The organism is Rhizobium vallis (assembly GCF_003985155.1).
GTDB classification, from domain to species: Bacteria; Pseudomonadota; Alphaproteobacteria; order Rhizobiales; family Rhizobiaceae; genus Rhizobium; species Rhizobium vallis.
The window spans coordinates 656,634-678,720 of the sequence record NZ_ML133687.1; the positions used below are offsets into that span (position 1 = coordinate 656,634).

At 61.9% G+C, this 22,087-nt stretch carries 25 protein-coding genes; 18 read left to right on the forward strand and 7 right to left on the reverse strand.

Annotated elements, in window-relative coordinates; genetic code table 11:
- Positions 1–174 precede the first annotated feature (174 nt).
- The 10 genes from EFQ99_RS08320 to EFQ99_RS08365 all read left to right on the forward strand — a co-directional run bounded on the left by EFQ99_RS08320 (position 175) and on the right by EFQ99_RS08365 (position 9,149).
- A complete protein-coding gene (locus tag EFQ99_RS08320; RefSeq protein ID WP_126920552.1) occupies positions 175–1,533 on the forward strand; it encodes a tetratricopeptide repeat protein in 1,359 nt (452 codons plus the stop codon).
- Positions 1,534–1,729: 196 nt separating this feature from the next.
- Positions 1,730–2,740 carry a ligase-associated DNA damage response exonuclease gene (locus EFQ99_RS08325; protein WP_126920553.1) on the forward strand — a complete coding sequence of 337 codons (1,011 nt, stop codon included), beginning with the start codon at positions 1,730–1,732 and terminating at the stop codon, positions 2,738–2,740.
- A gap of 234 nt (positions 2,741–2,974) precedes the next feature.
- Complete coding sequence (locus EFQ99_RS08330) at positions 2,975–4,600, forward strand: cisplatin damage response ATP-dependent DNA ligase (protein WP_126920554.1); 1,626 nt, start codon at positions 2,975–2,977, stop codon at positions 4,598–4,600.
- A 104-nt stretch (positions 4,601–4,704) separates the two neighbouring features.
- On the forward strand, positions 4,705–5,628 hold the full coding sequence (locus tag EFQ99_RS08335; RefSeq protein WP_126920555.1) for an alpha/beta hydrolase family protein: 924 nt from the start codon (positions 4,705–4,707) through the stop codon (positions 5,626–5,628).
- Positions 5,629–5,816: 188 nt separating this feature from the next.
- Entirely contained in the window at positions 5,817–6,623 is an 807-nt protein-coding gene (locus tag EFQ99_RS08340) for a L,D-transpeptidase (RefSeq protein WP_126920556.1), read from the forward strand.
- Positions 6,624–6,800: 177 nt separating this feature from the next.
- Positions 6,801–7,535, forward strand: a complete 735-nt coding sequence (locus tag EFQ99_RS08345) for a L,D-transpeptidase family protein (RefSeq protein ID WP_126920557.1) — start codon at positions 6,801–6,803, stop codon at positions 7,533–7,535.
- Between the two features lie 298 nt (positions 7,536–7,833).
- Positions 7,834–8,043: a cold-shock protein gene (locus EFQ99_RS08350; RefSeq protein WP_008529019.1), complete on the forward strand. Its 210-nt coding sequence runs from the start codon at positions 7,834–7,836 to the stop codon at positions 8,041–8,043.
- Between the two features lie 144 nt (positions 8,044–8,187).
- On the forward strand, positions 8,188–8,472 hold the full coding sequence (locus EFQ99_RS08355; RefSeq protein ID WP_126920558.1) for a cold-shock protein: 285 nt from the start codon (positions 8,188–8,190) through the stop codon (positions 8,470–8,472).
- Between the two features lie 53 nt (positions 8,473–8,525).
- Positions 8,526–8,762, forward strand: coding sequence for a 30S ribosomal protein S21 (gene rpsU, locus EFQ99_RS08360; RefSeq protein ID WP_003569533.1), 237 nt, complete (start codon positions 8,526–8,528; stop codon positions 8,760–8,762).
- A 153-nt stretch (positions 8,763–8,915) separates the two neighbouring features.
- Positions 8,916–9,149 (forward strand): hypothetical protein, encoded by a 234-nt coding sequence (locus EFQ99_RS08365; RefSeq protein ID WP_126920559.1) that lies wholly within the window; start codon positions 8,916–8,918, stop codon positions 9,147–9,149.
- Between the two features lie 33 nt (positions 9,150–9,182).
- Here EFQ99_RS08365 and EFQ99_RS08370 read toward each other — a convergent pair whose 3' ends face one another.
- Positions 9,183–9,671, reverse strand: coding sequence for a MarR family winged helix-turn-helix transcriptional regulator (locus EFQ99_RS08370; RefSeq protein WP_126920560.1), 489 nt, complete (start codon positions 9,669–9,671; stop codon positions 9,183–9,185).
- Positions 9,672–9,795: 124 nt separating this feature from the next.
- On the opposite strand from EFQ99_RS08370, the gene EFQ99_RS08375 reads away from it, so the two are divergent.
- Positions 9,796–10,218 (forward strand): organic hydroperoxide resistance protein, encoded by a 423-nt coding sequence (locus EFQ99_RS08375; protein ID WP_126920561.1) that lies wholly within the window; start codon positions 9,796–9,798, stop codon positions 10,216–10,218.
- A gap of 61 nt (positions 10,219–10,279) precedes the next feature.
- On the opposite strand, the gene EFQ99_RS08380 is transcribed toward EFQ99_RS08375, so the two are convergent.
- A complete protein-coding gene (locus tag EFQ99_RS08380; protein ID WP_126920562.1) occupies positions 10,280–10,801 on the reverse strand; it encodes a MarR family winged helix-turn-helix transcriptional regulator in 522 nt (173 codons plus the stop codon).
- A gap of 87 nt (positions 10,802–10,888) precedes the next feature.
- Between EFQ99_RS08380 and EFQ99_RS08385 the strand changes: the two genes are divergently transcribed.
- The 3 genes from EFQ99_RS08385 to EFQ99_RS08395 are packed head-to-tail and all read left to right on the forward strand — an operon-like array spanning position 10,889 to position 12,973.
- Positions 10,889–11,617, forward strand: a complete 729-nt coding sequence (locus tag EFQ99_RS08385; protein WP_126920563.1) for a DUF899 domain-containing protein — start codon at positions 10,889–10,891, stop codon at positions 11,615–11,617.
- A gap of 58 nt (positions 11,618–11,675) precedes the next feature.
- The gene (locus EFQ99_RS08390; RefSeq protein WP_126920564.1) at positions 11,676–12,143 is read left to right on the forward strand and encodes a DUF1579 domain-containing protein; all 468 of its coding nucleotides are present in this window, start codon (positions 11,676–11,678) and stop codon (positions 12,141–12,143) included.
- Between the two features lie 50 nt (positions 12,144–12,193).
- Positions 12,194–12,973 carry a VOC family protein gene (locus EFQ99_RS08395; RefSeq protein ID WP_126920565.1) on the forward strand — a complete coding sequence of 260 codons (780 nt, stop codon included), beginning with the start codon at positions 12,194–12,196 and terminating at the stop codon, positions 12,971–12,973.
- 69 nt (positions 12,974–13,042) lie between these two features.
- On the opposite strand, the gene EFQ99_RS08400 is transcribed toward EFQ99_RS08395, so the two are convergent.
- Both EFQ99_RS08400 and EFQ99_RS34945 read right to left on the reverse strand, forming a co-directional pair.
- Positions 13,043–14,563 carry an ABC-F family ATP-binding cassette domain-containing protein gene (locus tag EFQ99_RS08400; RefSeq protein ID WP_126920566.1) on the reverse strand — a complete coding sequence of 507 codons (1,521 nt, stop codon included), beginning with the start codon at positions 14,561–14,563 and terminating at the stop codon, positions 13,043–13,045.
- Between the two features lie 168 nt (positions 14,564–14,731).
- Positions 14,732–14,908: a hypothetical protein gene (locus EFQ99_RS34945; RefSeq protein ID WP_164736348.1), complete on the reverse strand. Its 177-nt coding sequence runs from the start codon at positions 14,906–14,908 to the stop codon at positions 14,732–14,734.
- A 35-nt stretch (positions 14,909–14,943) separates the two neighbouring features.
- Between EFQ99_RS34945 and EFQ99_RS08410 the strand changes: the two genes are divergently transcribed.
- A complete protein-coding gene (locus tag EFQ99_RS08410; RefSeq protein WP_126920568.1) occupies positions 14,944–15,462 on the forward strand; it encodes a metal-dependent hydrolase in 519 nt (172 codons plus the stop codon).
- A 7-nt stretch (positions 15,463–15,469) separates the two neighbouring features.
- Here the strand turns inward: EFQ99_RS08410 and EFQ99_RS08415 are convergent, their stop codons facing one another.
- On the reverse strand, positions 15,470–17,065 hold the full coding sequence (locus EFQ99_RS08415; RefSeq protein WP_126920569.1) for an ABC-F family ATP-binding cassette domain-containing protein: 1,596 nt from the start codon (positions 17,063–17,065) through the stop codon (positions 15,470–15,472).
- A 239-nt stretch (positions 17,066–17,304) separates the two neighbouring features.
- A complete protein-coding gene (locus tag EFQ99_RS08420) occupies positions 17,305–18,867 on the reverse strand; it encodes a helicase HerA-like C-terminal domain-containing protein (RefSeq protein ID WP_126920570.1) in 1,563 nt (520 codons plus the stop codon).
- Positions 18,868–19,098: 231 nt separating this feature from the next.
- Between EFQ99_RS08420 and EFQ99_RS08425 the strand changes: the two genes are divergently transcribed.
- The 3 genes from EFQ99_RS08425 (at position 19,099) to EFQ99_RS08435 (ending at position 20,535) form a co-directional block, all read left to right on the forward strand.
- The gene (locus tag EFQ99_RS08425; RefSeq protein ID WP_126920571.1) at positions 19,099–19,491 is read left to right on the forward strand and encodes a hypothetical protein; all 393 of its coding nucleotides are present in this window, start codon (positions 19,099–19,101) and stop codon (positions 19,489–19,491) included.
- Between the two features lie 137 nt (positions 19,492–19,628).
- Complete coding sequence (locus tag EFQ99_RS08430) at positions 19,629–20,084, forward strand: NUDIX hydrolase (protein WP_126920572.1); 456 nt, start codon at positions 19,629–19,631, stop codon at positions 20,082–20,084.
- Between the two features lie 130 nt (positions 20,085–20,214).
- On the forward strand, positions 20,215–20,535 hold the full coding sequence (locus EFQ99_RS08435; RefSeq protein WP_126920573.1) for a hypothetical protein: 321 nt from the start codon (positions 20,215–20,217) through the stop codon (positions 20,533–20,535).
- Positions 20,536–20,550: 15 nt separating this feature from the next.
- Here EFQ99_RS08435 and zwf read toward each other — a convergent pair whose 3' ends face one another.
- On the reverse strand, positions 20,551–22,068 hold the full coding sequence (gene zwf / locus EFQ99_RS08440; protein WP_126920574.1) for a glucose-6-phosphate dehydrogenase: 1,518 nt from the start codon (positions 22,066–22,068) through the stop codon (positions 20,551–20,553).
- Between the last annotated feature and the right edge of the window lie 19 nt (positions 22,069–22,087).

The window sequence follows — 22,087 nt, forward strand, 5'->3', positions numbered from 1 at the left end:
TTCTCAAGCGGCAAACGTAGAGTCCTGTTGAAGGATTCGTTTTGTCGTGCGCTCACAAAAACCTTCGAGCCGCTGCCCGCTCATGTCAGTCTTGTGCATGGCAGGTTGCGCGGCCGAAGGTGTGTGCTCGTCCGCGGCTCCTCCGCTTGTCTCGAGAAGGCCCAGGGAGCCGGAATGATCAGCATCGACATGGAAGATAGAATTTCGATCGCGCGCAAATCGCTGAGTGACGCCATGAGTTTTCAGGCGTCGGGCGATTTCGAAAACGCCGAGAAAGCCTATGTCAGAGTCCTGCACAAGGACTACCGCACGATAGACATTCTACCGCTGCTGGCGGGCGTCGTCGCAAAGAGAGGCGATGCCGAAACCGCTCTCTATTACTGGAACAAGCTTCTCGGCCTCAATCCCGGCCATCTCGTCGCTCTCATGGAAAAGGGTGCGCTGCTGCGCCAGCTCGGCCGGTCCGCGGAGGCGGTCGGCTGCTATGAGATGGCGCGTGGCCTGTCACCCGAAAATCCTGTCGTGCGCAACAACCTCGCCGTTGCACTGGCCGATTCCGGCCGGCAGCAGGAGGCGCTGGTCGAATTCCGTCATGTTTTGCGGCTGCAGCCGGACAATATCAATGCCTGGCATCAGATAAGACGCATCTCCTCGTCGATCGTGCCCTTCTGGCACATCGCCATGATGAACGACACCAGACGCAACGACGCGTTCGAAGCGGCGATCCGCCGTGCCATAGAGCTGCGCGGAGCCGATGCGCAGATCCTCGACATCGGTGCAGGCAGCGGCCTGCTGTCGATGATGGCGGCGCGCGCCGGCGCCACCAATATTGCGACCTGTGAGAGTGTGCCGGCGATCGCGCAGACAGCGGAGAAGATTATCGCCGCCAATGGTTATCGCGAACAGATCGACATCTTCGAAAAGCCCTCAACCGAACTTTCTGTCGGCAGGGAGATGAAAGCCCGCGCCGACATCCTGATCTCCGAGATTCTTTCCAGCGATCTCCTGGCGGAAGACGTGCTGAAAACCTTCGAGGACGCCCACGCCCGGCTGGTCCGCGAGGACGCCATCGTCATACCGCGCGCCGCTGCCGCCATGGGCTGTCTGGTCTCCAGCGAAACGCTCTCCAACTATGTCCATGTCGGCGAGGTCTCCGGCTTCGATGTGTCGCAGTTCAATGCGCTCGCCCCGCTGCGTCTGCCTGTTCACGGGACGATGACGGAGTGGACCAGGCTTTCGGACGATTTCGAGATCGCTGCGGTGGATCTCGCCGCCCATAAACATGCCGCAGCGCTGCGCAAGATCTCGGTGCCGGTTCAGGCAGACGGCACTGCGGTCGGGGTCGTCCAGTGGATGAAGGTCGATCTGATCGAGGGCGTCGTTTTCGACAACCACCCTGACGGCTATCACGATGGCGGCTGGCTCCAGGTTCTTCACACCTTCCCGCAGCCGGTGGAGGTCCGGGCAGGTACGTCACTGGCCATGCTGGTTGGTCACGACAGGACGAGCCTGCTGATGACGCCCATCGCCTGAGCGACGGGCTTTCGTCGCAGCCAAGGAAGATCGCCATGGCCGTCTTGAGGAAAGGCGGCCATTGTCGTTTCTGCAGAATATTTTCGACCGGTATCACGAGGGCGACGAGCTTGCGTCGTGGTCGTGATGGCGCTTTCGGTGGCCACCTTCCTCCACCCCTCTGGCCACGCGTTCATTTCTCGCTATCTCTAGCTTCATGAGACCTGACGCGTTGCTCTATCCAGCCCCGGAGGGGCTCTATTGCCCAGAGGGCGGATTCTATGTCGATCCGGTGCGGCCGGTTGAGCAGGCGTTGGTCACCCATGGTCATTCGGACCATGCCCGGCCGGGCCACGTGAACGTGCTCGCCACCCGCCAGACACTCGACATCATGCGCCTGCGTTACGGCGACGGTTTCTGCGCCAGCGAGCAGGCCGCAGCCTTTGGCGAGGAACTGCTGGTCAACGGCGTCAAGGTGAGCTTCCACCCTGCCGGCCATGTACTGGGCTCCGCTCAGATCGCCATCGAGAAGAACGGCACCCGCATCGTCGTCTCCGGCGATTATAAGCGCCGCCCCGACCCGACCTGCGCGGCCTATGTGCCGGTTCCCTGCGATGTCTTCATCACCGAGGCGACCTTCGGCCTGCCGGTCTTCCATCATCCCGATCCGATGGACGAGATCGGCAAACTGCTGGCGTCGCTGCGGCAATTTCCCGAACGCACGCATCTCGTCGGCGCCTATGCGCTGGGCAAGGCCCAACGCCTCATCCGGCTGCTGCGCGATGCCGGTTATGCCGAGCCGATCTATATCCACGGCGCCATGGAGAAACTCTGCGACTATTATATCGGGCAGGGCATCGATCTCGGCGAGCTGCTGCCGGCGACGATCGAAAGCCGCGACAAATCGGCCTTTAGGGGCGCCGTCGTCGTCGGCCCGTCGTCTGCCTTCGCCGACCGCTGGGCCCGCCGCTTCAACGAGCCGCTGCCGGCCTTCGCCTCCGGCTGGATGATGGTGCGCCAACGCGCCAAACAGCTCGGTGTCGAACTGCCGCTCGTCATATCGGACCATTGCGACTGGCCGGAGCTGACGGAAACGATCCGCGAACTGCACCCCGCCGAAGTCTGGGTGACGCATGGCCGGGAGGAGGCCCTGGTGCGCTGGTGCCAGTTGCAGGGCATCAAGGCGAAACCGCTGCATCTGGTGGGGTATGAGGACGAGGGCGATTGAGGAGATGAGCTTGCGCGCACGTCAAAACCCCTCCCCAACCCCTCCCCACAAGGGGGAGGGGCTTAACGCGCGGCCCTCGCCGCATTCATTCTTGAGCGCAGCATATGCAGCCGGCTTGTTGTTTTGCGAGACGGTGCCACGGCTTAGCCCCTCCCCCTTGTGGGGAGGGGTTGGGGAGGGGTCTTTTCCATATGCCACTGGGGAGGGGACTTTTCCCCGAGTCCGGAGGCCGACATGAAAGCCTTCGCCGACCTCCTCGACCGTCTGGTCCTCACTCCGAGCCGTAACGGCAAGCTGAAGCTGCTCACCGACTATTTCCGCGACACGCCCGATCCTGACCGCGGCTACGGCCTTGCCGCCATTGCCGGCACGCTGGAGGTGCGCAATGTCAAACCCGCCATGCTGCGCGAGCTGGTGCTGGAGCGCATGGACGAGGTGCTGTTTCGCTATTCTTACGATTATGTCGGCGATCTCGCCGAAACCATCTCGCTCGTCTGGGACAATGAGAGGGATATAGACCGCACGGCCCTTGCCCAGCCACGCCTCGGTGAGGTCGTCACGGGCATGAATGCGCTCGGCCGCACCGAGGTGCGAAGCTTCGTCCGTGACCTCCTCGACCGGCTGGATTCGTCCGGCCGTTTTGCCTTCATCAAGCTGGCGACCGGCGCCATGCGCATCGGCGTTTCCGCCCGCCTTGCCAAGCAGGCGCTGGCCGATCTTGGCGATAAGGACGTCACCGAGATCGAAACCCTCTGGCATGGCCTGCAGCCGCCCTATGAGACGCTGTTTACATGGCTGGCGGGTGGCGGCGAAAAACCGGTGCTGGCCACACCGGCGATTTTCCACTCCGTCATGCTCGCCAATCCGGTGGAGGAGGGCGATCTCACCGGTCTCGATCCGGCCGATTACGCCGCAGAATGGAAATGGGACGGCATCCGCGTCCAGCTCTCCCGCTCCGGCGACCGGTGCAAGATCTATTCCCGTTCCGGCGACGATATTTCGGGCGCCTTTCCCGATGTTCTCAACGCCATCAATTTTTCCGGCGTCGTCGACGGCGAGTTGCTGGTCGGCGGCACCGCGCGCTCCAACAGCCCGACCCGGACCTTCTCCGACCTGCAGCAGCGCCTGAACCGCAAGACGGTGATGGCAAAGATGCTCGCAGACTACCCCGCCTTCATCCGCACCTATGACCTGCTCTTCGACGGGGAGGAGGATGTTCGCGGCCGCACCTATGTCGATCGCCGCGACCGGTTGACCGAGATCATCGACCGCGCGCCCCACGACCGTTTCGACCTGTCGCCGCTCGTGCCTTTCTCCTCATGGGAAGAGCTCGACGCTTTGCGCGCCACCCCGCCAGATCTCGTCATCGAAGGCGTGATGATCAAGCGCCGCGACAGCATCTACCAGGCCGGCCGCATGAAGGGTCCCTGGTTCAAGTGGAAGCGCAACCCTTATAATGTCGATGCGGTGCTGATGTATGCCCAGCGCGGCCACGGCAAGCGGTCCAGCTACTATTCCGATTTCACCTTCGGCGTCTGGGCCGATGACGAGGACGGCGAACAGCTGGTGCCTGTGGGAAAGGCCTATTTCGGTTTCACCGATGCCGAGCTCGAGGTGCTCGACAAGTTCGTCCGCAACAACACCACCGAGCGCTTCGGCCCTGTGCGCGCCGTGCGCGCCGACAAGGATTTCGGCTTCGTCGTCGAAGTGGCCTTCGAGGGCATCAATCGCTCGACGCGGCACAAGTCGGGCGTCGCCATGCGCTTCCCCCGCATTGCGCGGCTTCGGCCTGACAAACCCTCCTATGAGGCCGATCGGCTGCGCACGTTGATCGCCATGATCGACGCCAAGCCGGAGTGATCCCTGCGCAACAATGACGCAGGGCCAATTTTCAACAGTATGTGTATTGGCGGCAACGGCCTTCCAGTGCAGATTTTGCATGCTGGGGAAATGATGGGTGCGTTATGAGCTCGCATGAACAGAATTCCTTTTTCCGCCAACGCCGCGCCGTGCTGGCCGGTCTTGCCGGTGCACTCGTCCTGCCGCAAATGGCGGCCGCTTTCGACGTTCCCGACGAACCGCGCCTTGCCAAGCACGACTATGCCAAGGCGCGTCACCATTTCCGCACGAAGCTGCTGAAAAAGGGCCCGGCGCCGGACAAATACGAACTGCTGAATGCGCCTGCCGACGCCGACAAGATCTTCTATCGCTCCGGCTCTGGCGGCGAGCTGGAGCTTGCGGCCTGGGTCTCGCGGTACAAGCGCGAGCGGACCGCCAAGCCCGCCGTGCTCTTTCTCCACGGCGGTAACGCCATGGGTATCGGCCACTGGCAGCTGATGAAGCCCTATATGGATGCCGGTTACGTGGTGATGATGCCGTCGCTACGCGGCGAAAACGGACAGATGGGCAACTTCTCCGGCTTCTACGATGAGGTCGACGACGTTCTTGCGGCCACCGAGCGCCTGGCCCACTTGCCGGGGGTTGATCCCCAGCGCCTCTTCATCGCCGGACACAGCATCGGCGGCACACTGACCATGCTGGCGGCGATGAGCACCCATAAATTCCGCGCCGCTGCGCCGATCTCGGGCAATCCCGATGCCTTCCGCTTCTTCAACCGCTATCCCGAGGACATCCGCTTCGACGATAGCAACGCGCATGAATTCGAAGTGCGTTCGGCGCTGTGTTACGCCCACAGCTTTAAATGCCCGGTCCGTGTCGTCCACGGCACCGAAGAGGCCCATTTCAACGACCGCGCCGATCTGCTTGCCCGCCGCGCCCGCGCCGCCGGCATCCATATCGAGACCGAAACTGTCGCCGGCAACCACACTTCGGCGCTGCCTGCCGAGATCGAACAGAGCATCCGCTTCTTCCATGGGGTGGCGGCGTGAGGTCACTGCTGCCAACAATACCGACTGGGTGTGGCGCCAGATAAACTCGAACCGGCTGCCGATGGCGACGACCGGTTCATCATTTCCTGATTTTGGCTTTCCACCCCAACGCCAGCCTCGCGCCAGCCGCGGATGCCATCCTTTCGGAAGATATCGCTGTCTTGCCGATCGTTGATAAGGGTGGTTCCATGAATTTTCTGCGCCGGGTCTTCCCGATTGCCGGGCTTGTGATGGTTGTGGCGTCGCTGAGCGGCTGCAACATTCTCATTCCCGATGTTGCCGCCGATTCGCCCGCCCGCTTCGTGCAGGAAACCTCGCCGGTCTTCTATCAGCCGCCCGGTGTCGATCCCCGCCGGGTGCGGCCGATCCCCGATCAGCCGGTGCCGCAGACGCGCGAGCTCTATAAGACGCAGTTCCATCAGACCTTCGGCCTGCCGGTCGCCAACCCGGTGCATGCGGCAATGTATGGCCAGTTGCGCGACGAGGATTTCACGCTGCCGTCGATCCCGGTCAGCCGCGTGCAGCCGCAATTCCTGCGCCAGGAGGTCGATTATCAGACGGCGGAGCGCCCCGGCACCGTGATCGTCGATACCAAAACGCGTTTCCTCTATCTCGTCGAGGGCAATGGCAAGGCGATGCGCTATGGCGTCGGCCTCGGCCGCGACGGTTATGCATGGTCCGGGCGCGGCGTCATCCAGTGGAAGCAGAAATGGCCGCGCTGGACGCCGCCGGTTGAAATGGTCTCGCGCCAACCCGAGGTTCGCCCCTTTGCGGCTGAGAACGGCGGCATGAATCCGGGGCTCCAGAATCCGCTCGGCGCGCGCGCCATGTATATCTTCAAGGACGGGCAGGACACGCTTTACCGCATTCACGGCACGCCCGACTGGCAGTCGATCGGCAAGGCCACGTCATCTGGCTGCGTGCGCATGCTCAACCAGGATGTCATCGATCTCTACGACCGTGTTCCCGCCAAGGCCGAGATCGTTGTGATGTAGCGCTGCAACAGCGCTGCCCATATCGTCGGCTCGGGGCCGGACACGTCTGCGTGAAGCTATGGTTTATTTGGCGCAAGCCGATAGATTTTCTGATGTCGTTATCGGCATAGAACGAATCGTCGGTATATCAGGCGCCTCGTTCGGCTTCCCGCATCAAAAGGAAATCAGTCCCGCGTCATGAGCTTCGATAGACATCTTTCCCGCCGCAGCTTTCTTTCCTTTTCGGCATTGACCGCAGCCTCCGCGCTCACCGGCTGCGCCTCCTCGGCCAATACGGTGACGTCGGGCGATTCGACGATCATCTACCGCTCGCCCATGCGCCTGTTCCAGCCGATGGGAACGTCGAGCGTGCCCAGTGACGCCGAGCTTGCCGTCATCTACGGTCCCGTCGAGGATGGCGGTTTCCTCATTCCCGCCGTTCCCTACGAACAGATCGATCCGCGCTATTATCGCCAGCGCGTCGTCGATCCCACAGGCCAGCCCCCCGGCACTATCGTCGTCGATACGCCGTCGCGCTTTCTCTATCTCGTCGAGAATGGCGGCATGGCGATGCGATATGGTGTCGGCATCGGCCGCGAGGGCTTCGCGTGGCAGGGGTCTGGCGTCATCCAGTGGCGCCAGAAATGGCCGCGCTGGAAGCCGCCGAATGAAATGGTCGCCCGGCAGCCGGAACTCGTCAAATATTCGATCGATAACGGCGGCATGGAGCCGGGTCTGAAGAACCCGCTCGGCGCCCGCGCGCTTTATATCTTCTCGAATGGAGAGGATACGCTCTACCGCCTGCACGGCAATCCGGACTGGCGCTCGATCGGCAAGGCCGTCTCATCGGGCTGTGTCAGGCTGCTGAACCAGGATATCATCGATCTCTACGATCGCGTTCCCACAAAGGCGCCGATCGTCGTCTGGCAGTGATCGTCGCCCGGGGCGGCCGTAAGCGCGCCGCCTCGCTTTGCCTAAGGCAAGCGGTTTGCGCGCCCGGGCAAAATGCTCGCGGTGCCGGGGAGCAAAACCGTTTCGGTTTCCGTGCCCGGAAAAGTTTTATTTTCAAAATACCATTGCTTAATTCGATAAATATCCTACATGGTGCGTATCGAATTGCTTGTGACCTTTGTCCATGCGCTTAAGCGCTTCGTCAGATCTCCTGCCAACATCGATATTGCCCGCGGATATTTTTCCGGGGCCTCCTCCAACGGTTGAAAAGGAAATCGTTATGAATTCAGGCGTCGTCAAGTGGTTCAATGGCACCAAGGGTTTTGGCTTCATTCAGCCCGATGATGGTTCCACCGACGTTTTTGTCCATATTTCGGCGGTTGAACGCGCCGGCATGCGCGATCTCGCAGAAGGTCAGAAGATTCGCTACGATATCGTTCGCGACAAGAGGTCCGGCAAGAATTCGGCCGATAACCTTCAGGCCGCGTGATTGTCATTCGCCTGCGCTGACCGCCTATTGGCGGCGCAACGGCTGAGTGACGGGAAGAGGTCGGGTTTCAGCCCGGCCTTTTTGTTTTCGTTGCCTGGCTTTTCGTGATTGATCGAGCAGCCGAAGAGCCGAAGGGGCGCTGAAATGGGCAGACCAAACTATAAAGTCGGCGACATGATCGTGCTGAAATCGGGCCTCACCCGCACGGCGAAGACCGACAAGCGCTGCCGGATCGCCAGCATACTGCCCAACGACCACGGGCATGTGCAATATCGCGTCCAATTCGCGGCGGAGAATTTCGAGCGTCGCATCACCGAGGCCGACATCGATGCCGGGGAGTCCCCATCGAGCGCTTCCCCCGAGGCTGTGGCCAAGACCGATAACGCCGCACCCTGGCTGACGTTTTCGAGCATCAAGATCAGGAAGTAGACTCGCTTTATTATTGACAGCGCGGCCTCGCCGCCGACAGGAAGGATATCGTTTTGCAGGTACTCGTCAGAGATAACAACGTCGATCAGGCGCTCCGCGTGCTCAAGAAAAAGATGCAGCGGGAAGGCCTGTTTCGGGAAATGAAGGCGCGCAGCGCTTTCGAAAAGCCGTCCGAGAAGCGCGCCCGTGAAAAGGCCGAGGCCATTCGCCGCCAGCGCAAGCTCGCCCGCAAGAAGCTGCAGCGCGAAGGTCTGCTGCCGGCACCGAAGAAGGTTCTCCGCGCCCGCTGATCTCAGCCGTGGAATCACGGCTCGGGCGGTGGAATCACGGCCAGCCGTGGAATCATGGCGCCAGCCGTTGGACCATGATTCCAGCCGTGGAATTTATGGCTTTTCAGCCGCGGAGCTATGGCTTGAGAGAGCCATCACCTCAGAAAGGGGCATATGACCGCCACCAAGGGAGAATTCTTCAATCCCGCCAAGCTTTCGCCTCGCGACAAGGCTGAGGCCACCGATCATACGGCGCGCGCCATCATCGAGGCTGAGGCCTCGGCGCGCGACAAGAAGACGGAGAAGCTGAGAGCGCTACGTCTGCAGCAGGCCGCCGAGGCCGCATCTGAGGCAGCACCTGCAAAGAAACGCCGGTCGCCGGCCAAGTCCCCTACACGGCGGCCCTGATTCGGGAGCCGTATGCCGAGCGGAGGGATCCGCTCAGCCGCCGCCCACGCCAGCCCGTCCGAGATTGCCCCGCAGCCGGTGCAGCATATTGCGCAGTTCGGCCATTTCCTCGAGCGTGCAGCCTGCTGCTTGCCCGATCGCCGTCATGATCGTATCGATCTCCCCCTTCATCGCCTGACCTTTCGGCGTCAACGACACGATCACCTGCCGTTCGTCGCGCAGGTCGCGCAGGCGCTTGATCAGCCCGCTCTGTTCCAGCCGTTTCAACAGCGGCGATAGCGTGCCGGAATCGAGGTCCAGCTGCTCGCCGATTGTCTTCACCGGCAATTCGCTGCCTTCCCACAGCACCAACATCACCAGATATTGCGGATAGGTGAGGCCGACCCTCTCCAGAATCGGTTTGTATGCGCGGGTGAAGGCATGCGCCGTCGCATAGACCGCAAAGCACAACTGCTTTTCCAGGCGCTTTTCTTCCTGCGGTATCTCCATCGTCTTTGTCGTCTGCGCTTTCATATCCATCATCCCCGAGGCGCCGATTGTCCTCTTTTCGAACTCCAAATGCAATTTGCAAAATTCACTTGCGTGCAATTTAATTGTGCGATACTGAAAATCAACCCGATTGAAGGGTCAACCAAAGGAGATTGTCATGCCTATTCTCTATACGACCAAAGCCTCTGCCACCGGCGGCCGCGCAGGCCGCGCCGTTTCCGAAAACGGCGTTCTGGACGTGACGCTGACCGTTCCGAAGGAGCTCGGCGGCGACGGTGCAACCGGCACCAATCCTGAACAGCTCTTCGCTGCCGGCTATTCCGCCTGCTTCCTCGGTGCCTTGAAATTTGTCGCGGGCCAGCAGAAGGTCAAGATTCCAGAAGACACGACGGTCTCCGCCAAGGTCGGAATCGGCCCGCGTGAAGATGGCGCAGGCTTCGGCATCGAAGTGGCGCTGACGGTCAACATCCCGGGCGTCGACCGCGAAACGGCTGAAAAGCTCGCAGCTGCGGCCCACATCGTCTGCCCCTACAGCCACGCCATGCGCACCTCGACCGAAGTTCCGGTCACGGTTGCCTGATCAGTTCTGAAACGCGGCTGCAGTATCGGCGGCCGCGATCTTTCTGGGGTGGAGGCGAAGTCTATTCGACGGTTGCTTCTCCGCCCGCACGGGGCCGGCGCGGCGAACGCGTCGGTTTTGCCGTCTCGGCGGTCATCGATGACGCCGCTTGCAGATCCTGTCGCAGCCGCGCGGGGCCGCCATCCGGCAATCTGCCGTCGATCGCCGCATGCGTGCTTTCCCAGATCGGCAGCGCCTTCGCCAGTACCGCCTTGCCTTCGGCAGTGAGCCTCAGCAGCCGGCGGCGCCTGTCCTTCGGGTTCTCCATTACATCTATCCAGCCTCTGCGCTGCAGGGGTTTCAGGGCGGCCGTGAGCGTCGTCTGATCCATGGCGAGCAGGGCTGCGACCGGTCCCATCGGCGGCGGCTCCGGCCGGTTCAGCGACATCATTAGGGAAAACTGGCCGTTGGTCAGCCCGACCGGTCTCAGTGCATCGTCGAACAGCCGGGCAAGCGCGCGCGCCGCCCGCTGCACATGCAGGCAGAGGCAGGTGTCACGCACCAGCAGCGTTGTAGAAAAAGGAATCTCAACCAAGTTTGACATGCTCAATTTCTATTGATATCAATGTATTTAGTCAAGGAGAAGGAGTGATGCCGGTTTTGCCGGCAGCGCCGGAGGAGGGCGCAGGTCATGCAGAATGAGGTTGTTTCCCGTGAGGAATGGCTCGAGGCCCGCCGCATCCTATTGGCAAAAGAAAAGGAGGCGACGAGGCTGCGCGACAGCATCAACGCCGCCCGCCTGGCACTTCCTTGGGTCAAGGTCGACAAGGACTACCTATTCGAAACGCCTGAGGGAACGAAGTCGCTCGCCGATCTTTTCGACGGCCGCAGCCAACTGCTGATCTATCATTTCATGCTTGGTCCCAATTGGGATGCCGGCTGCCCCGGATGCTCCTTCCTGTCGGACCATGTCGATGGCGCCCTGCCGCATCTGAACCATCACGACGTCACCTGGGTCGCCGTTTCGCGCGCGCCGCTCGACAAGATCGCCGCCTACAAACAACGCATGGGGTGGAAATTTCCGTGGGTCTCTTCCTACGGCGGCGACTTCAATTTCGATTATCACGTTTCTTTCAGCCCCGAGGACCTTGCCAAAGACAAGGTCTTTTACAATTTCACTCCCATGGAGCCGTCAAACGCTCATGACGAACTGCCGGGCCTGAGCGCCTTCTACCGCAACGAGAAGGGCGAGGTCTTCCATACCTATTCGAGTTATGCCCGCGGGCCGGAAGAACTGATCGGCACGCTGATGATCCTGGACCGTGCCCCGAAGGGCCGCAACGAGGACAGCACGATGAACTTCGTGCGCCGCCATGACGAATATGAGGAGGCTCCGGAGGCGCCATCCTGCTGTCACTGAGAAGGAGCGGTTCCAGCAAGAAACGCTTCCAGGCGACCATCACTCAAGGGAGGAGAGGATGATGAAGACCGCTGAAGTGCTGAAGGAACATTTTTTTCTGGAAAGACTTGTGGGAACATGGACCGTCACCGCGCCCGACATGACGGGCGACGAGGATTGGACGGAAACCGTCCGCTCGCTGCACGGCATATGGTTCGTCGCCCAAGGGGAGGGCCGCATGCCCGGCGGCAAGGATGCCACCACCATCCTGACGCTCGGCTACAACGCTTCGAAAGGCAAGTATGTCGGCAGCTGGATCGGCAGCATGATGGATTATATGTGGGTCTATGAGGGCGAAGTCGATGCGTCGGGCAAGGTGCTCGATCTCTATACGACGGGTCCTGACTTCAATGGCGAAGGGCTTGCCGACTATCGCGAACGGATCACCTTCATCGACGCCGATCACCGCACGTTCACCTCAAGCGCCAGACAGCCTGATGGTTCATGGAAGCAGTTCATGGAAGCGCATTACACACGCAAGGTCTGACAATCACGGCGCCCCAGACGCTTGAAACGGGCGCGAAAAGGGAGAGTTTGATGTCTGAGACGCATGGAAAATTCATTTGGTGCGAACTGATGACCCCCGACACGGCTGCCGCCGCGAAATTCTACAGCACGGTCGTCGGCTGGACGACTTCCGAAATGACGGTGGAAGGCATGCCCACTTATACGATCTTCGAGGCGAACGGCATCGGCGTCGCCGGCCTGATGGAATTCCCGGCCGAACTCGAGGGTAAGGGCATTCCACCGAACTGGACGGGCTATGTCGACGTCGACGATGTCGACCAGACGGCAAAGGATTTCGCCGCCAATGGCGGTGCGGTCCGCCGTCCGCCGGAAGACATTCCGACCATCGGCCGTTTCGCCGTCGTCGCCGATCCGCATGGCGCAGTCATCTGCATCATGACTCCGGCGCCGATGGAGAAGCCCATGCCGGAACTGGCCGCCGACGCGCCCGGCAACATCGGCTGGCACGAACTCTACGCCGGCAACGGCGAAGAGGCCCTGGCCTTCTATTCGAAACAGTTCGGCTGGAAGCGGGACAGCGATTTCGACATGGGGCCGATGGGCGTCTACTATCTCTTCTCCCATAATGGGAAGCAGATCGGTGGCATGATGACCAAGCCGGAAAATATCCCGATGCCTTTCTGGAGCTATTATTTCATCGTGCCGGCCATCGATGCCGCGATCGAACGCGTCACATCAGGTGGCGGCAAGGTCGTCCACGGCCCGATGGAAGTCCCCGGCGGCAGCTGGATCATCCAGGCGATGGACCCGCAAGGCGCTTTCTTCTGCTTGGTGGCGCCGAAGCGGTAGGTGTTTGGCGTATTGTTGGCGGCACGTCGTAAGCACGGCGCGCCGCCGACACCAACCATCCTCGAGGCGTCACCCTGCAACCGAAGAAAAGAACCCTTCCGGGCTCTCGACCTCCACTAGCCGCTTCTTCTCGATCAGCCAGAACCGGTTTCCCACCGCCCGCACGAAACTGCGGTCGTGCGATACCAGCAGGCAGCTCGCCTCGTGGGCCATCAGCTCCTTCTCCAGCGCTTCCTGTCCCTCGATGTCGAGGTGGTTGGTCGGCTCGTCGAGAAGATAGAAATTCGGTTCCGCAAGTCTCAGAACCAGCATGCCGAGCCGCGCCTTCTGGCCGCCGGAAAGCTGGCCGATCGGCTTTGCCTGCATCTCGATCGTCATGCCGGCCCCGGCGAGCAACGCCCGCGCCCGTTGGTCGCCGACATCGAAGCGGCGGATAATCGTGCCGATCGGCGTGTCCTTGTCGGCAAGGTCGGCAAGCGCCTGGTCGCCATAGCCAAGAACGAGCGAAGGCGTCGCCTTGATGCCGTCTTGTCCTGCCTCTTGTCTTTCGATCGCCTGCTTCAGCATCAGGACCAGCCGCGACTTGCCGGCGCCGTTGAGACCGAGCAGCACGATGCGGTCGCCCTGGCAGATGAACTGCCGTCCGGTCCGGAAGAGCAGTGTTCCATCAGGCGTCGTCACCGCCGCATCTTCCAGCGTCACCAGCACCTTGGCGTGGGTGCCGCGATTGGAAAGCCGGATCGCGCCGGCCGAACGCTCGAGATGCGTAGGTTTTGCCGCATCCTCCAGCTTCTCCGCCCGCTGCTTGAGCTGCTTCGTCTTGACGACGAGCAGGTCGCTGCCGGAATTGATGCCGATATTGTTCAGCTTCGCCGCCTGCTTGCGCAGCTGCTCCGCCACCTTCATATCGCGCTCGTAGCGCCGTGCGTCCGAAGCGTCAGCCTCGTCGAGGGCTGCGCGCGCCCTGGTATAGGGCAGGGCGAAGATCGGCGACTGTTCCGGCCGTAGGAACAGCGTCCGATTCGTGGTCGCATCGAGGAAGGCGCGGTCATGGCTGGAGAGGATGACCGGCACGTCGCGCGGCAGCGCATTCAGCCAACCCTCCAGCTGCGCCATCTTTTCGAGGTCGAGATGGTTGGTCGGCTCGTCGAGCAGGAGCACGTCGGGTTCGCGGACCCAGGTACGGGCAAGCAGGGCCAGCCGCTGCCATCCGCCGCTCAGTTGCTTGAGTGGCCGGGAGCGCATGACCTCCGGCACTTCGAGCGATTCCAGCACCACGTCGACGCGCCAGCTCTCGCTTTCGGCTTGATCGGCGGGCAGCGCCTGCAGCACCGCGTCGTAGAACGGCGTGTCAAAAAGTGCCGCCGGCACATTCTGCGCGACATGGCCGACGGTCAGCCCGCGCGCTTTGGTGATTTCACCTGCGGTCGGCTCCAGTGCGCCGGTGATGCAGGCAAGCAGCGTCGACTTTCCGCGCCCGTTGGCGGCGACAAGACCGATGCGGTCACCGGCATTGACGACGAGGTTGAGCTTGGAAAACAAAGGATTGCCCAGCGTCACGCCGAGATTGCGAATGTTGATGAGGGTCATGATCGTTCTCTGGTCTTGACCGGGTGTCGATGCGATCCGGGGCGTTCAGCCATCACGGATTGCGCCTGTCAGGCCCGGAAAATGAAAGGAATGCGCGCTGTATTTCGCACGGCGCCGCATTGGCCACGAAGGGCAGACCAGGAAGAGATGTCGAGAAACGGTCTCTGGTCAGCCCTGCAAACGCATTTGCAGGGCGTTGACGGGACCACGCTGGCGGTGAAACCGGAAATAATATTGCATGGCGTGATCCTCCTTTCTCAAAAATTGCGGGATTGAAATAACATCGCCCGCAAAAAGAGGCAAGGGAGCCGCAGGCGCGCCGATTTCCAGCCATAAACCCCGCATAGGGAATCTTCGGGCCGGCCGGGAGGATAAGACGCATGCTCGTTGCACATTTGCCTGCGGGCTACATTCTGGTGCCTGCGGGCTACATTCTGGCGAGCGCCGCACGGCGGCGATCCGCCGCGCCCGGTATTATGGCTGCCGCATTGGTCGGCAGCGTGCTTCCGGATTTCGACATGATATTTTTCGTCCTGACCGGCGGCAAGGTCCACCACCACGACTATATCTCCCATTGGCCGCTGTTCTGGCTTGCTCTCGCCGTCGTGGCTTTGCCGGCTGTCGGGCGGCTGGCGCCGCGCTGGTTTTCCGCAGCCGCAGTCTTTTTTGCGGCTGTCATGCTCCACATGCTCATGGATACCGTCGCCGCGCCGATGCTCTGGCTGGCACCGTTCGATTGGTCCAGATTCGAGCTGACGACGGTGCCGGCGACCTACAGCAACTGGGTCGTCAGTTTCATGCTGCACTGGACCTTCGGTCTGGAGCTGCTGATCTGCGCGACGGCGCTGATCGTTGCCCAGCGCCGTAACCGCCGCGTTCGAAGCGCACAGCGAGGATAAGCCGGAATTAACCGGCCGGGTCGGCGGCAGAGAGCTCCAGGCGCCGCGTTATCCCGATGCTTTCGAGGAACGTCTTGTCGTGACTGACGACGAGCAGCGCGCCATCATAAGCGCGCAGTCCGGCCTCGACCGCTGATATCGAGTCGATATCGAGATGATTGGTCGGCTCGTCGAGGATCAAGAGCGGCGGAGGCGCTGAACCCAGAACGCAGGCGAGGCCGGCGCGCAGCAATTGCCCGCCGCTCAACGTCGAGACGACCTGCAGCGCAGCGTCGGCCCTGAACATGAAGCGCGCAAGGGCGGCCCGGCAGGTATTTTCGTCGGCTTGCGGGTTGATCCGGCGAAAATTGTCGCGGATCGAAGCCAACGGATCGAGAAGGCTCACTTTCTGGTCGAGCATGGAGAAAGCGGTCATGACGCCGACCGTGCCGGTCCAGGGCTTCATCTCGCCAGCGACGAGCGAAAGCAATGTCGTCTTGCCCGAGCCGTTGCGGCCGGTGACCGCGATGCGTTCCGGTCCCGTTATGTCGAAGGAGAGATTGCGGATGACGGGCTCGTCAGGCAGGTAGCCAGATGTCACGCCGTCCATCTTCAGCACGATCTTGCTGGCGGGCAGCCCGGTCGGTGGCAGGGTTACTGACAAGGGCTGGAGAATCTCGATCTTCTCGCACGCGGCCTTTGCCTCTTCGAGTGCCTGAGTTTGCCGGCGTTCGGCCAGGCGCGCATTGTCGCCACCCGTCGTTTCGCTCCGCTCCTTCATGCCGCCGAGCATGATGCGCGGGATGCCGCCCTTGGCGGCCATCTTCCGTCCGGTGCTGTCCCGGTGCGCCTGACGCTCCATCGTCGACTGCGCCTTCCTCGCAACTTCGGCAACGCGTTTTTCGGCTTCAGTGCGATCATGCTGGGCGGCCGCAAGCTCGAGAACCTTGCGCTCGCGATAATGGCTCCAACTGCCGCCGTAACGCGTGGCGCCGAGCGACGTCAGTTCCACGATCGCGTCGACGCTTTCGAGCAGTTCCCGGTCATGGCTGACGATGATGGCGCCAGCCCGCCAACCTGAAATCAGCGCGATCACCGCCTCGCGGCCTTCGCGGTCGAGATTGTTTGTGGGTTCGTCGAGCAACAGGAAATCCGGCTCGCGGAAGACCAGCGCGGCAAGCCCGGCGCGCGTGCGCTGCCCGCCGGAAAGTGTGGCTAGCGGCGTCTCCGGCGGTGCATCGAGCCCCGTGCGATTGAGCGCCGCGGCAATGCGTGCCTCCAGCACCCAATCCGCGGTTGCCAGCTCTTCAGCCGTTGCCTCGCCGGCTTCGGCGCGACGGAGAACGGCGAGCGCGCCGGCCACGCCGAAGAGATCGGCGATCGTCTCCTCAGGCGCCACCTGAACGCTTTGGGTGAGGATGCCGAGGCTGCCGCTGACGGATATCGTTCCCGAATGCGGCTGGATCTCACCCGAGACGAGCTTCAGCAGCGTCGTCTTGCCGATACCATTCCGGCCGACAAGACCGGTACGGTCCGCCCCGAAGCTTAGGTCGAGATTGGAAAAAAGCGACCGTCCGTCAGGCGCGGCCCATGAAATCTGGGAGAGGGTGATTGATGCAGGCATGGATATGGATTTCCCCGTTGGCAAGGCGAACTGGCGTTGCGATCGGGTTGAAATCCATTGCGGCACACATCCTGTTGAAATGGTCGACGACCGGGAATTTAGGGAGGAAAGGCTAAAGGTTCAAGGAGGGGAGCGATTTTGCCCTCTTCCAGAGAAGCCTGAGAAGTTGGTCACGCTTACCCTCTCCCCGTCAGCGGGGCGAGGGGACGTACCCTACGAGAGAGTGAGAGGGGAGACGCTTACCGCTTCAAGCTCCCCAATATTCCGCGCACCAGCGCCCGGCCGACCTGCGTTGCCACGGTGCGTGCCACGCTCTTCATCGCCGCTTCCACCACCGTTTCGCGCTGGTAGCCGGAAGCTCGGCCGCGCGACTGGCCGCGCCCCTGATTGCTGTCGTCATTGCCGCCGCCGAAGCCCGGCAGGCTCCAGCCGGAGGTGGTGCTGCCCTGCTGCGGTGCTTCTTCCTGCGCCCGTTTAGCCGCATCGGCGTCGGCAGCCTTCTTGGCGCGTGCCGCCAGTATTTCGAAAGCGGACTCGCGGTCGACATCCTCGTCATAGACGCCAAGAACAGGGCTCCTGTCCATGATCTGCTGGCGCTCGGCATCCGTCACCGGGCCGACGCGGCCCGATGGCGGGCGGATCAGCGTGCGCTCGACGATCGAAGGCGCGCCCTTGGCCTCCAGCGTCGAAACCAGCGCTTCGCCGGTGCCGAGATTGGTGATGACGGTGGCGCAATCGAAGGCCGGGTTGGGGCGGAAAGTGTCGGCCGCAGTCCTCACCGCCTTCTGTTCGCGCGGCGAATAGGCGCGCAAGGCATGTTGCGCCCGGTTGCCGAGCTGCGCGAGCACCGTTTCCGGTACGTCGAGCGGGTTCTGCGTCACGAAATAGACACCGACACCCTTGGAGCGGATCAGCCGCACCACCTGCTCGACACGTTCCGTCAGCACCTTCGGCGCATCGTTGAAGAGCAGATGCGCTTCGTCGAAGAAGAAGACCAGCTTCGGCTTGTCGGGATCGCCCACCTCGGGCAGCTCCTCGAACAGTTCCGAGAGCAGCCACAGCAGGAAAGTGGCATAAAGCCGCGGGTTCATCATCAGCTTGTCGGCTGCTAGCACCGAGATCTGGCCGTAGCCGTTATTGCTCGTGCGCATGATGTCGGAGATCTTCAGCGCCGGTTCGCCGAAGAAATGCTCCGCACCCTGCTGTTCGAGAACCAGCAGCGCCCGCTGGATCGAGCCGACCGAAGCCTTGGAGATCAAACCGAACTGGTTGGAAAGCTCGGTGGCGTTCTCGCCCATATAGTTGAGCAGCGAGGTGAAATCCTTGAGGTCGAGCAGCGGCAGCCCGGCCTGGTCGGCGATCTTGAAGGCGATGTTGATGACGCCTTCCTGCGGTTCGGAGGCATCCATGAGGCGAGCGAGCAGCAGCGGCCCCATCTCGGCGATGGTGGTGCGCACCCGATGGCCCTTCTCGCCGAACAGATCCCAGAAAATCACCGGGAACTGATCGAATTCGTAGTCGGTGAAGCCGATCTGCTCGGCGCGCTTGGTGAGGAAGTCCTTGGGCTCGCCCTTGGCGGCGATACCGGAAAGATCGCCCTTGATGTCGGCTGCGAAAACCGGGACGCCAGCGCGCGAAAAACCTTCGGCCAGCACCTGCAGCGTCACCGTCTTGCCGGTGCCGGTGGCGCCGGTGACCAGGCCGTGACGATTGCCGAATTTCAGGTCGAGATATTCCGGCTTGTTGATGCTGTCATCGGGATTGCGGCTCGCGCCGATGAAAATCTTGCCTTCCTCGATCATTCGGAATGCTCCCTTCGGGCTCTGCCGCCATTTGTGTGCGAAGGCCTGGCGTTCTCTCTCCGCCACCTTCATCGAACCATCGTTTCCCTGTTATAAGCAGGGAGATGGATGCGGACAACTGTTTGCATTGAAAGCCAAACCGGGCAAAGGGCAGCCCGGAGGGCCCGGCTTGAGTTGCCGTGAAATATCGATTAACGTTGACGTTAACGTCAAAATAACAGGAGGCTGACGATGAATGAAATTGTGACCCAGATCGCCGATCGTGTGGGAATTGCGCCTGACTTGGCCGAAAAGGCGCTCGGCATGATGCTCGGCTTCCTCCAGCGCGAGGCAGCCGATGGCCCGGTCGCTCGGATGATCGAAGCTATCCCCGGCGGCGCCGAACTCGTCGCCCAGTTCAGCGGCGAGGGCGCCGGCGGCGGTGGCCTGCTCGGCGGGCTGATGAGCTCGCTCGGCGGCGGCGGCATCATGGCGCTTGGCCAGCAGCTGATGGGCGAAGGCCTCGGCATGGGCGAGATCACCTCGCTTGCCAAGGAAACCATCGCCATCGCCAAGCAATATGCCGGCGAAGAGGTCGTCGACGAGGTCGTCGCTTCCGTCCCCGGCCTCAGCCAGTTCGTCTGAGTGATGATGAAACTGAAGAGCCTCGCGGCATCCGCTGCGAGGCTTTTCTATTTTGCGGGTCTGCGGGTACTCCTCTCGTCGAACCTTCCTTGCAAACCATGCCGATCGAATAGGGACTATCTGGGAAGGAGAACCGCATGGCCGTCTGGCGTCCGCCGCAGCAGATCAGGGTGAAGGTCATCGGCCTTGCCTGGCGCGGAGACCGGCTGCTTGCCGCGGAAGTGGAGGATGACAGAGGCCGCATCAAGGGCGTTCGCCCGCTCGGCGGCTCGATCGAATTCGGCGAGAGCCGGGAGCAGGCCCTGCACCGGGAATTCCAAGAGGAACTCGAAACGGCAATCCGTATCGTCGGCCCCTGGCATCTTCTTGAAAACATCTACGAGCATCATGGCGCAATCGGCCATGAATTCATTTTCGCAGCCGATATCGAACTGGCCGATCCTTCGCTCTACCGTCGCGACGAAATTCGCTATTCCGAGCTCGACGAGACGGCCGCAACCGCGCGCTGGTTCGGCCGCGACATGCTGCGCGACGCCGGCATAGAACTCTACCCGACGGGCCTCGAAAACGTGCTGTCGCGCTGGCGCGATTGAGCGGAAACGGCGCGGCTCCCAAAGCCCACATGCCAATCGCCAAACTTTGATCGTCCGTCCCGCTGAAGGGGAACAAGGAAGATCGAATTGCTGTTATTATCGCATCGTTGAAACCGGAAGGAACAGCATCATGCGCAGGTTTATTGCAGCAACTTCGATCGCTCTCCTCAGCCTCTCAGCCCCGGTCCTCGCTCAGTCCAATATGGGCATGGATGCCAGCGGTCGTATCGACGGCTCGCCGCCGCTCGGCACCGCGCCGGGAGCCGAACCGCAAAGCGGGCTAACGATCCCGCTCGACTCTATAGAAACCGGCAGCGTCGACAATGGACCGGCGAGCGGTCGCGTCGACTGGGCGCGCTGCCCGCCGCGTAAAGTCCGCGGAGCGACTGCCACAGAAGGCGGCAATAGCGGCGCCTCCGTCAGCGCCGCATGTCGTGACCGAAACCAATAGCGTTGGGGGAGGGCGTTATTTGCCGTTCTTCCCATCGTGATGCAGCACAACGCCGAGTTCATGCCACCGCCGCCCGTCGCGCTCGATGAGCTCGGCGGCGCAGGTCGGTCCCATGCTGCCCGGCGTGTAGCTTTCCGGCGTGCTCGGGTCCTTCGCCCAGATATCGAGGAAGGGCTGCACCGCCGCCCAGCCGGCCTCGATGCCGTCGGCGCGCTGGAACAGCGTCTGGTCGCCGATGAAGAGATCGTAGAGCAGCGATTCATAACCGGTCGTCTTGCCGATATCGAATTTGTCGGCATAGCGGAAGTCGAGTGAAACAGGGACGGTATCGACCGAAAGCCCCGGCGACTTGATCGAGATCTCCATGCTCATGCCCTCGTCCGGCTGCACCTGGATGACAAGCCGGTTCGGGGGCAGGCGGCGGCTGACTTCGGTCTCGCGGAATTGCGCGAAGGGCACCGGCTGGAACGTGATGACGATCTCGGTATCGCGCGCCGTCAGTGCTTTGCCGGTCCTGAGATAGAAAGGCACGCCGGCCCAGCGCCATGTATCGGCATAGAGCTTCAGCGCGACGAAGGTTTCGGTCCGGCTATCAGGTGAAACGTCCTTGCTGTCGCGATAGGCCGGAAGGTCGACACCGTTGAGCGGGCCGGCGCCGTAAGTGCCGCGCACGCCATGTGTCTTGGCCTCCTCGGGCGTATAGATCCGCAGCGCCTTCAGTACCTTGCTCTTCTCGTTGCGGATCGCTTCGGCGTCGAAGCTGTTCGGCGGCTCCATGGCGATCATCGCCAGCAACTGGAAGAGATGGTTCGGCACCATGTCGCGCAGTGCGCCCGTTGCGTCGTAGAATTTGCCGCGGCTGCCGACATCGACGACCTCGGCGGCGGTAATCTGCACATGGTCGATGTAACGGCTGTTCCACAGCGACTCGATGATCATGTTGGCGAAGCGCGCCGTCATCAGGTTCTGCACCGTCTCCTTGCCGAGGAAATGGTCGAGCCGGTAGACTTGGCTTTCTTCGATCTGGGCAAGAATCTGGGCGTTGAGAGCCTGCGCTGAGGCGAGATCGGTACCGAACGGCTTCTCGATGGCGACGCGGCGGAAGACGCCGTCGCTTTCATCTGTCAGCCCGTGAGCGGCAAGTTTCTCGACGATCGTGCCGAAGAAGGATGGCGGCACGGCGAGATAGAAGGCGGCGTTGGCATTCGGTCCCAGCCGGTTGCCGATCTCGACGAAAATGTCGTCCTTGGTGAAATCGCCCGATGTGTAGGAAATCCGCCCGCGCAGGCTCTCCCAGGCCTCGTCCTTCACCGTCGGTTCCTCACCGCTCAGATGGTTTAGGAATTGGTCGAGCCGCCCGCGCAGGAATTCGTCGTCGCCGGGCTCGATGCCGATGCCGAGAATGTGGAGGTCCTCGCCGACGAGGCGCTCACGCGTCAGGTTGATGATTGCCGGCACCAGCAGACGGCGCGTCAGGTCCCCCGTGGCGCCGAAGATGACGAGGGTGACCGGCGGAGTGGGGGCAGCGTCCATGTGTGTCATCTCCCTTGAT

Bases quoted from the DNA above. Each gene is read 5' to 3' on its own strand.
- EFQ99_RS08320 (WP_126920552.1), top strand. From the start codon at position 175: ATGATCAGCATCGACATGGAAGATAGAATTTCGATCGCGCGCAAATCG.
- EFQ99_RS08325 (WP_126920553.1), top strand. From the start codon at position 1,730: ATGAGACCTGACGCGTTGCTCTATCCAGCCCCGGAGGGGCTCTATTGC.
- EFQ99_RS08330 (WP_126920554.1), top strand. From the start codon at position 2,975: ATGAAAGCCTTCGCCGACCTCCTCGACCGTCTGGTCCTCACTCCGAGC.
- EFQ99_RS08335 (WP_126920555.1), top strand. From the start codon at position 4,705: ATGAGCTCGCATGAACAGAATTCCTTTTTCCGCCAACGCCGCGCCGTG.
- EFQ99_RS08340 (WP_126920556.1), top strand. From the start codon at position 5,817: ATGAATTTTCTGCGCCGGGTCTTCCCGATTGCCGGGCTTGTGATGGTT.
- EFQ99_RS08345 (WP_126920557.1), top strand. From the start codon at position 6,801: ATGAGCTTCGATAGACATCTTTCCCGCCGCAGCTTTCTTTCCTTTTCG.
- EFQ99_RS08350 (WP_008529019.1), top strand. From the start codon at position 7,834: ATGAATTCAGGCGTCGTCAAGTGGTTCAATGGCACCAAGGGTTTTGGC.
- EFQ99_RS08355 (WP_126920558.1), top strand. From the start codon at position 8,188: ATGGGCAGACCAAACTATAAAGTCGGCGACATGATCGTGCTGAAATCG.
- EFQ99_RS08365 (WP_126920559.1), top strand. From the start codon at position 8,916: ATGACCGCCACCAAGGGAGAATTCTTCAATCCCGCCAAGCTTTCGCCT.
- EFQ99_RS08370 (WP_126920560.1), bottom strand. From the start codon at position 9,671: ATGATGGATATGAAAGCGCAGACGACAAAGACGATGGAGATACCGCAG.
- EFQ99_RS08375 (WP_126920561.1), top strand. From the start codon at position 9,796: ATGCCTATTCTCTATACGACCAAAGCCTCTGCCACCGGCGGCCGCGCA.
- EFQ99_RS08380 (WP_126920562.1), bottom strand. From the start codon at position 10,801: ATGTCAAACTTGGTTGAGATTCCTTTTTCTACAACGCTGCTGGTGCGT.
- EFQ99_RS08385 (WP_126920563.1), top strand. From the start codon at position 10,889: ATGCAGAATGAGGTTGTTTCCCGTGAGGAATGGCTCGAGGCCCGCCGC.
- EFQ99_RS08390 (WP_126920564.1), top strand. From the start codon at position 11,676: ATGATGAAGACCGCTGAAGTGCTGAAGGAACATTTTTTTCTGGAAAGA.
- EFQ99_RS08395 (WP_126920565.1), top strand. From the start codon at position 12,194: ATGTCTGAGACGCATGGAAAATTCATTTGGTGCGAACTGATGACCCCC.
- EFQ99_RS08400 (WP_126920566.1), bottom strand. From the start codon at position 14,563: ATGACCCTCATCAACATTCGCAATCTCGGCGTGACGCTGGGCAATCCT.
- EFQ99_RS34945 (WP_164736348.1), bottom strand. From the start codon at position 14,908: ATGCGGGGTTTATGGCTGGAAATCGGCGCGCCTGCGGCTCCCTTGCCT.
- EFQ99_RS08410 (WP_126920568.1), top strand. From the start codon at position 14,944: ATGCTCGTTGCACATTTGCCTGCGGGCTACATTCTGGTGCCTGCGGGC.
- EFQ99_RS08415 (WP_126920569.1), bottom strand. From the start codon at position 17,065: ATGCCTGCATCAATCACCCTCTCCCAGATTTCATGGGCCGCGCCTGAC.
- EFQ99_RS08420 (WP_126920570.1), bottom strand. From the start codon at position 18,867: ATGATCGAGGAAGGCAAGATTTTCATCGGCGCGAGCCGCAATCCCGAT.
- EFQ99_RS08425 (WP_126920571.1), top strand. From the start codon at position 19,099: ATGAATGAAATTGTGACCCAGATCGCCGATCGTGTGGGAATTGCGCCT.
- EFQ99_RS08430 (WP_126920572.1), top strand. From the start codon at position 19,629: ATGGCCGTCTGGCGTCCGCCGCAGCAGATCAGGGTGAAGGTCATCGGC.
- EFQ99_RS08435 (WP_126920573.1), top strand. From the start codon at position 20,215: ATGCGCAGGTTTATTGCAGCAACTTCGATCGCTCTCCTCAGCCTCTCA.
- zwf (WP_126920574.1), bottom strand. From the start codon at position 22,068: ATGGACGCTGCCCCCACTCCGCCGGTCACCCTCGTCATCTTCGGCGCC.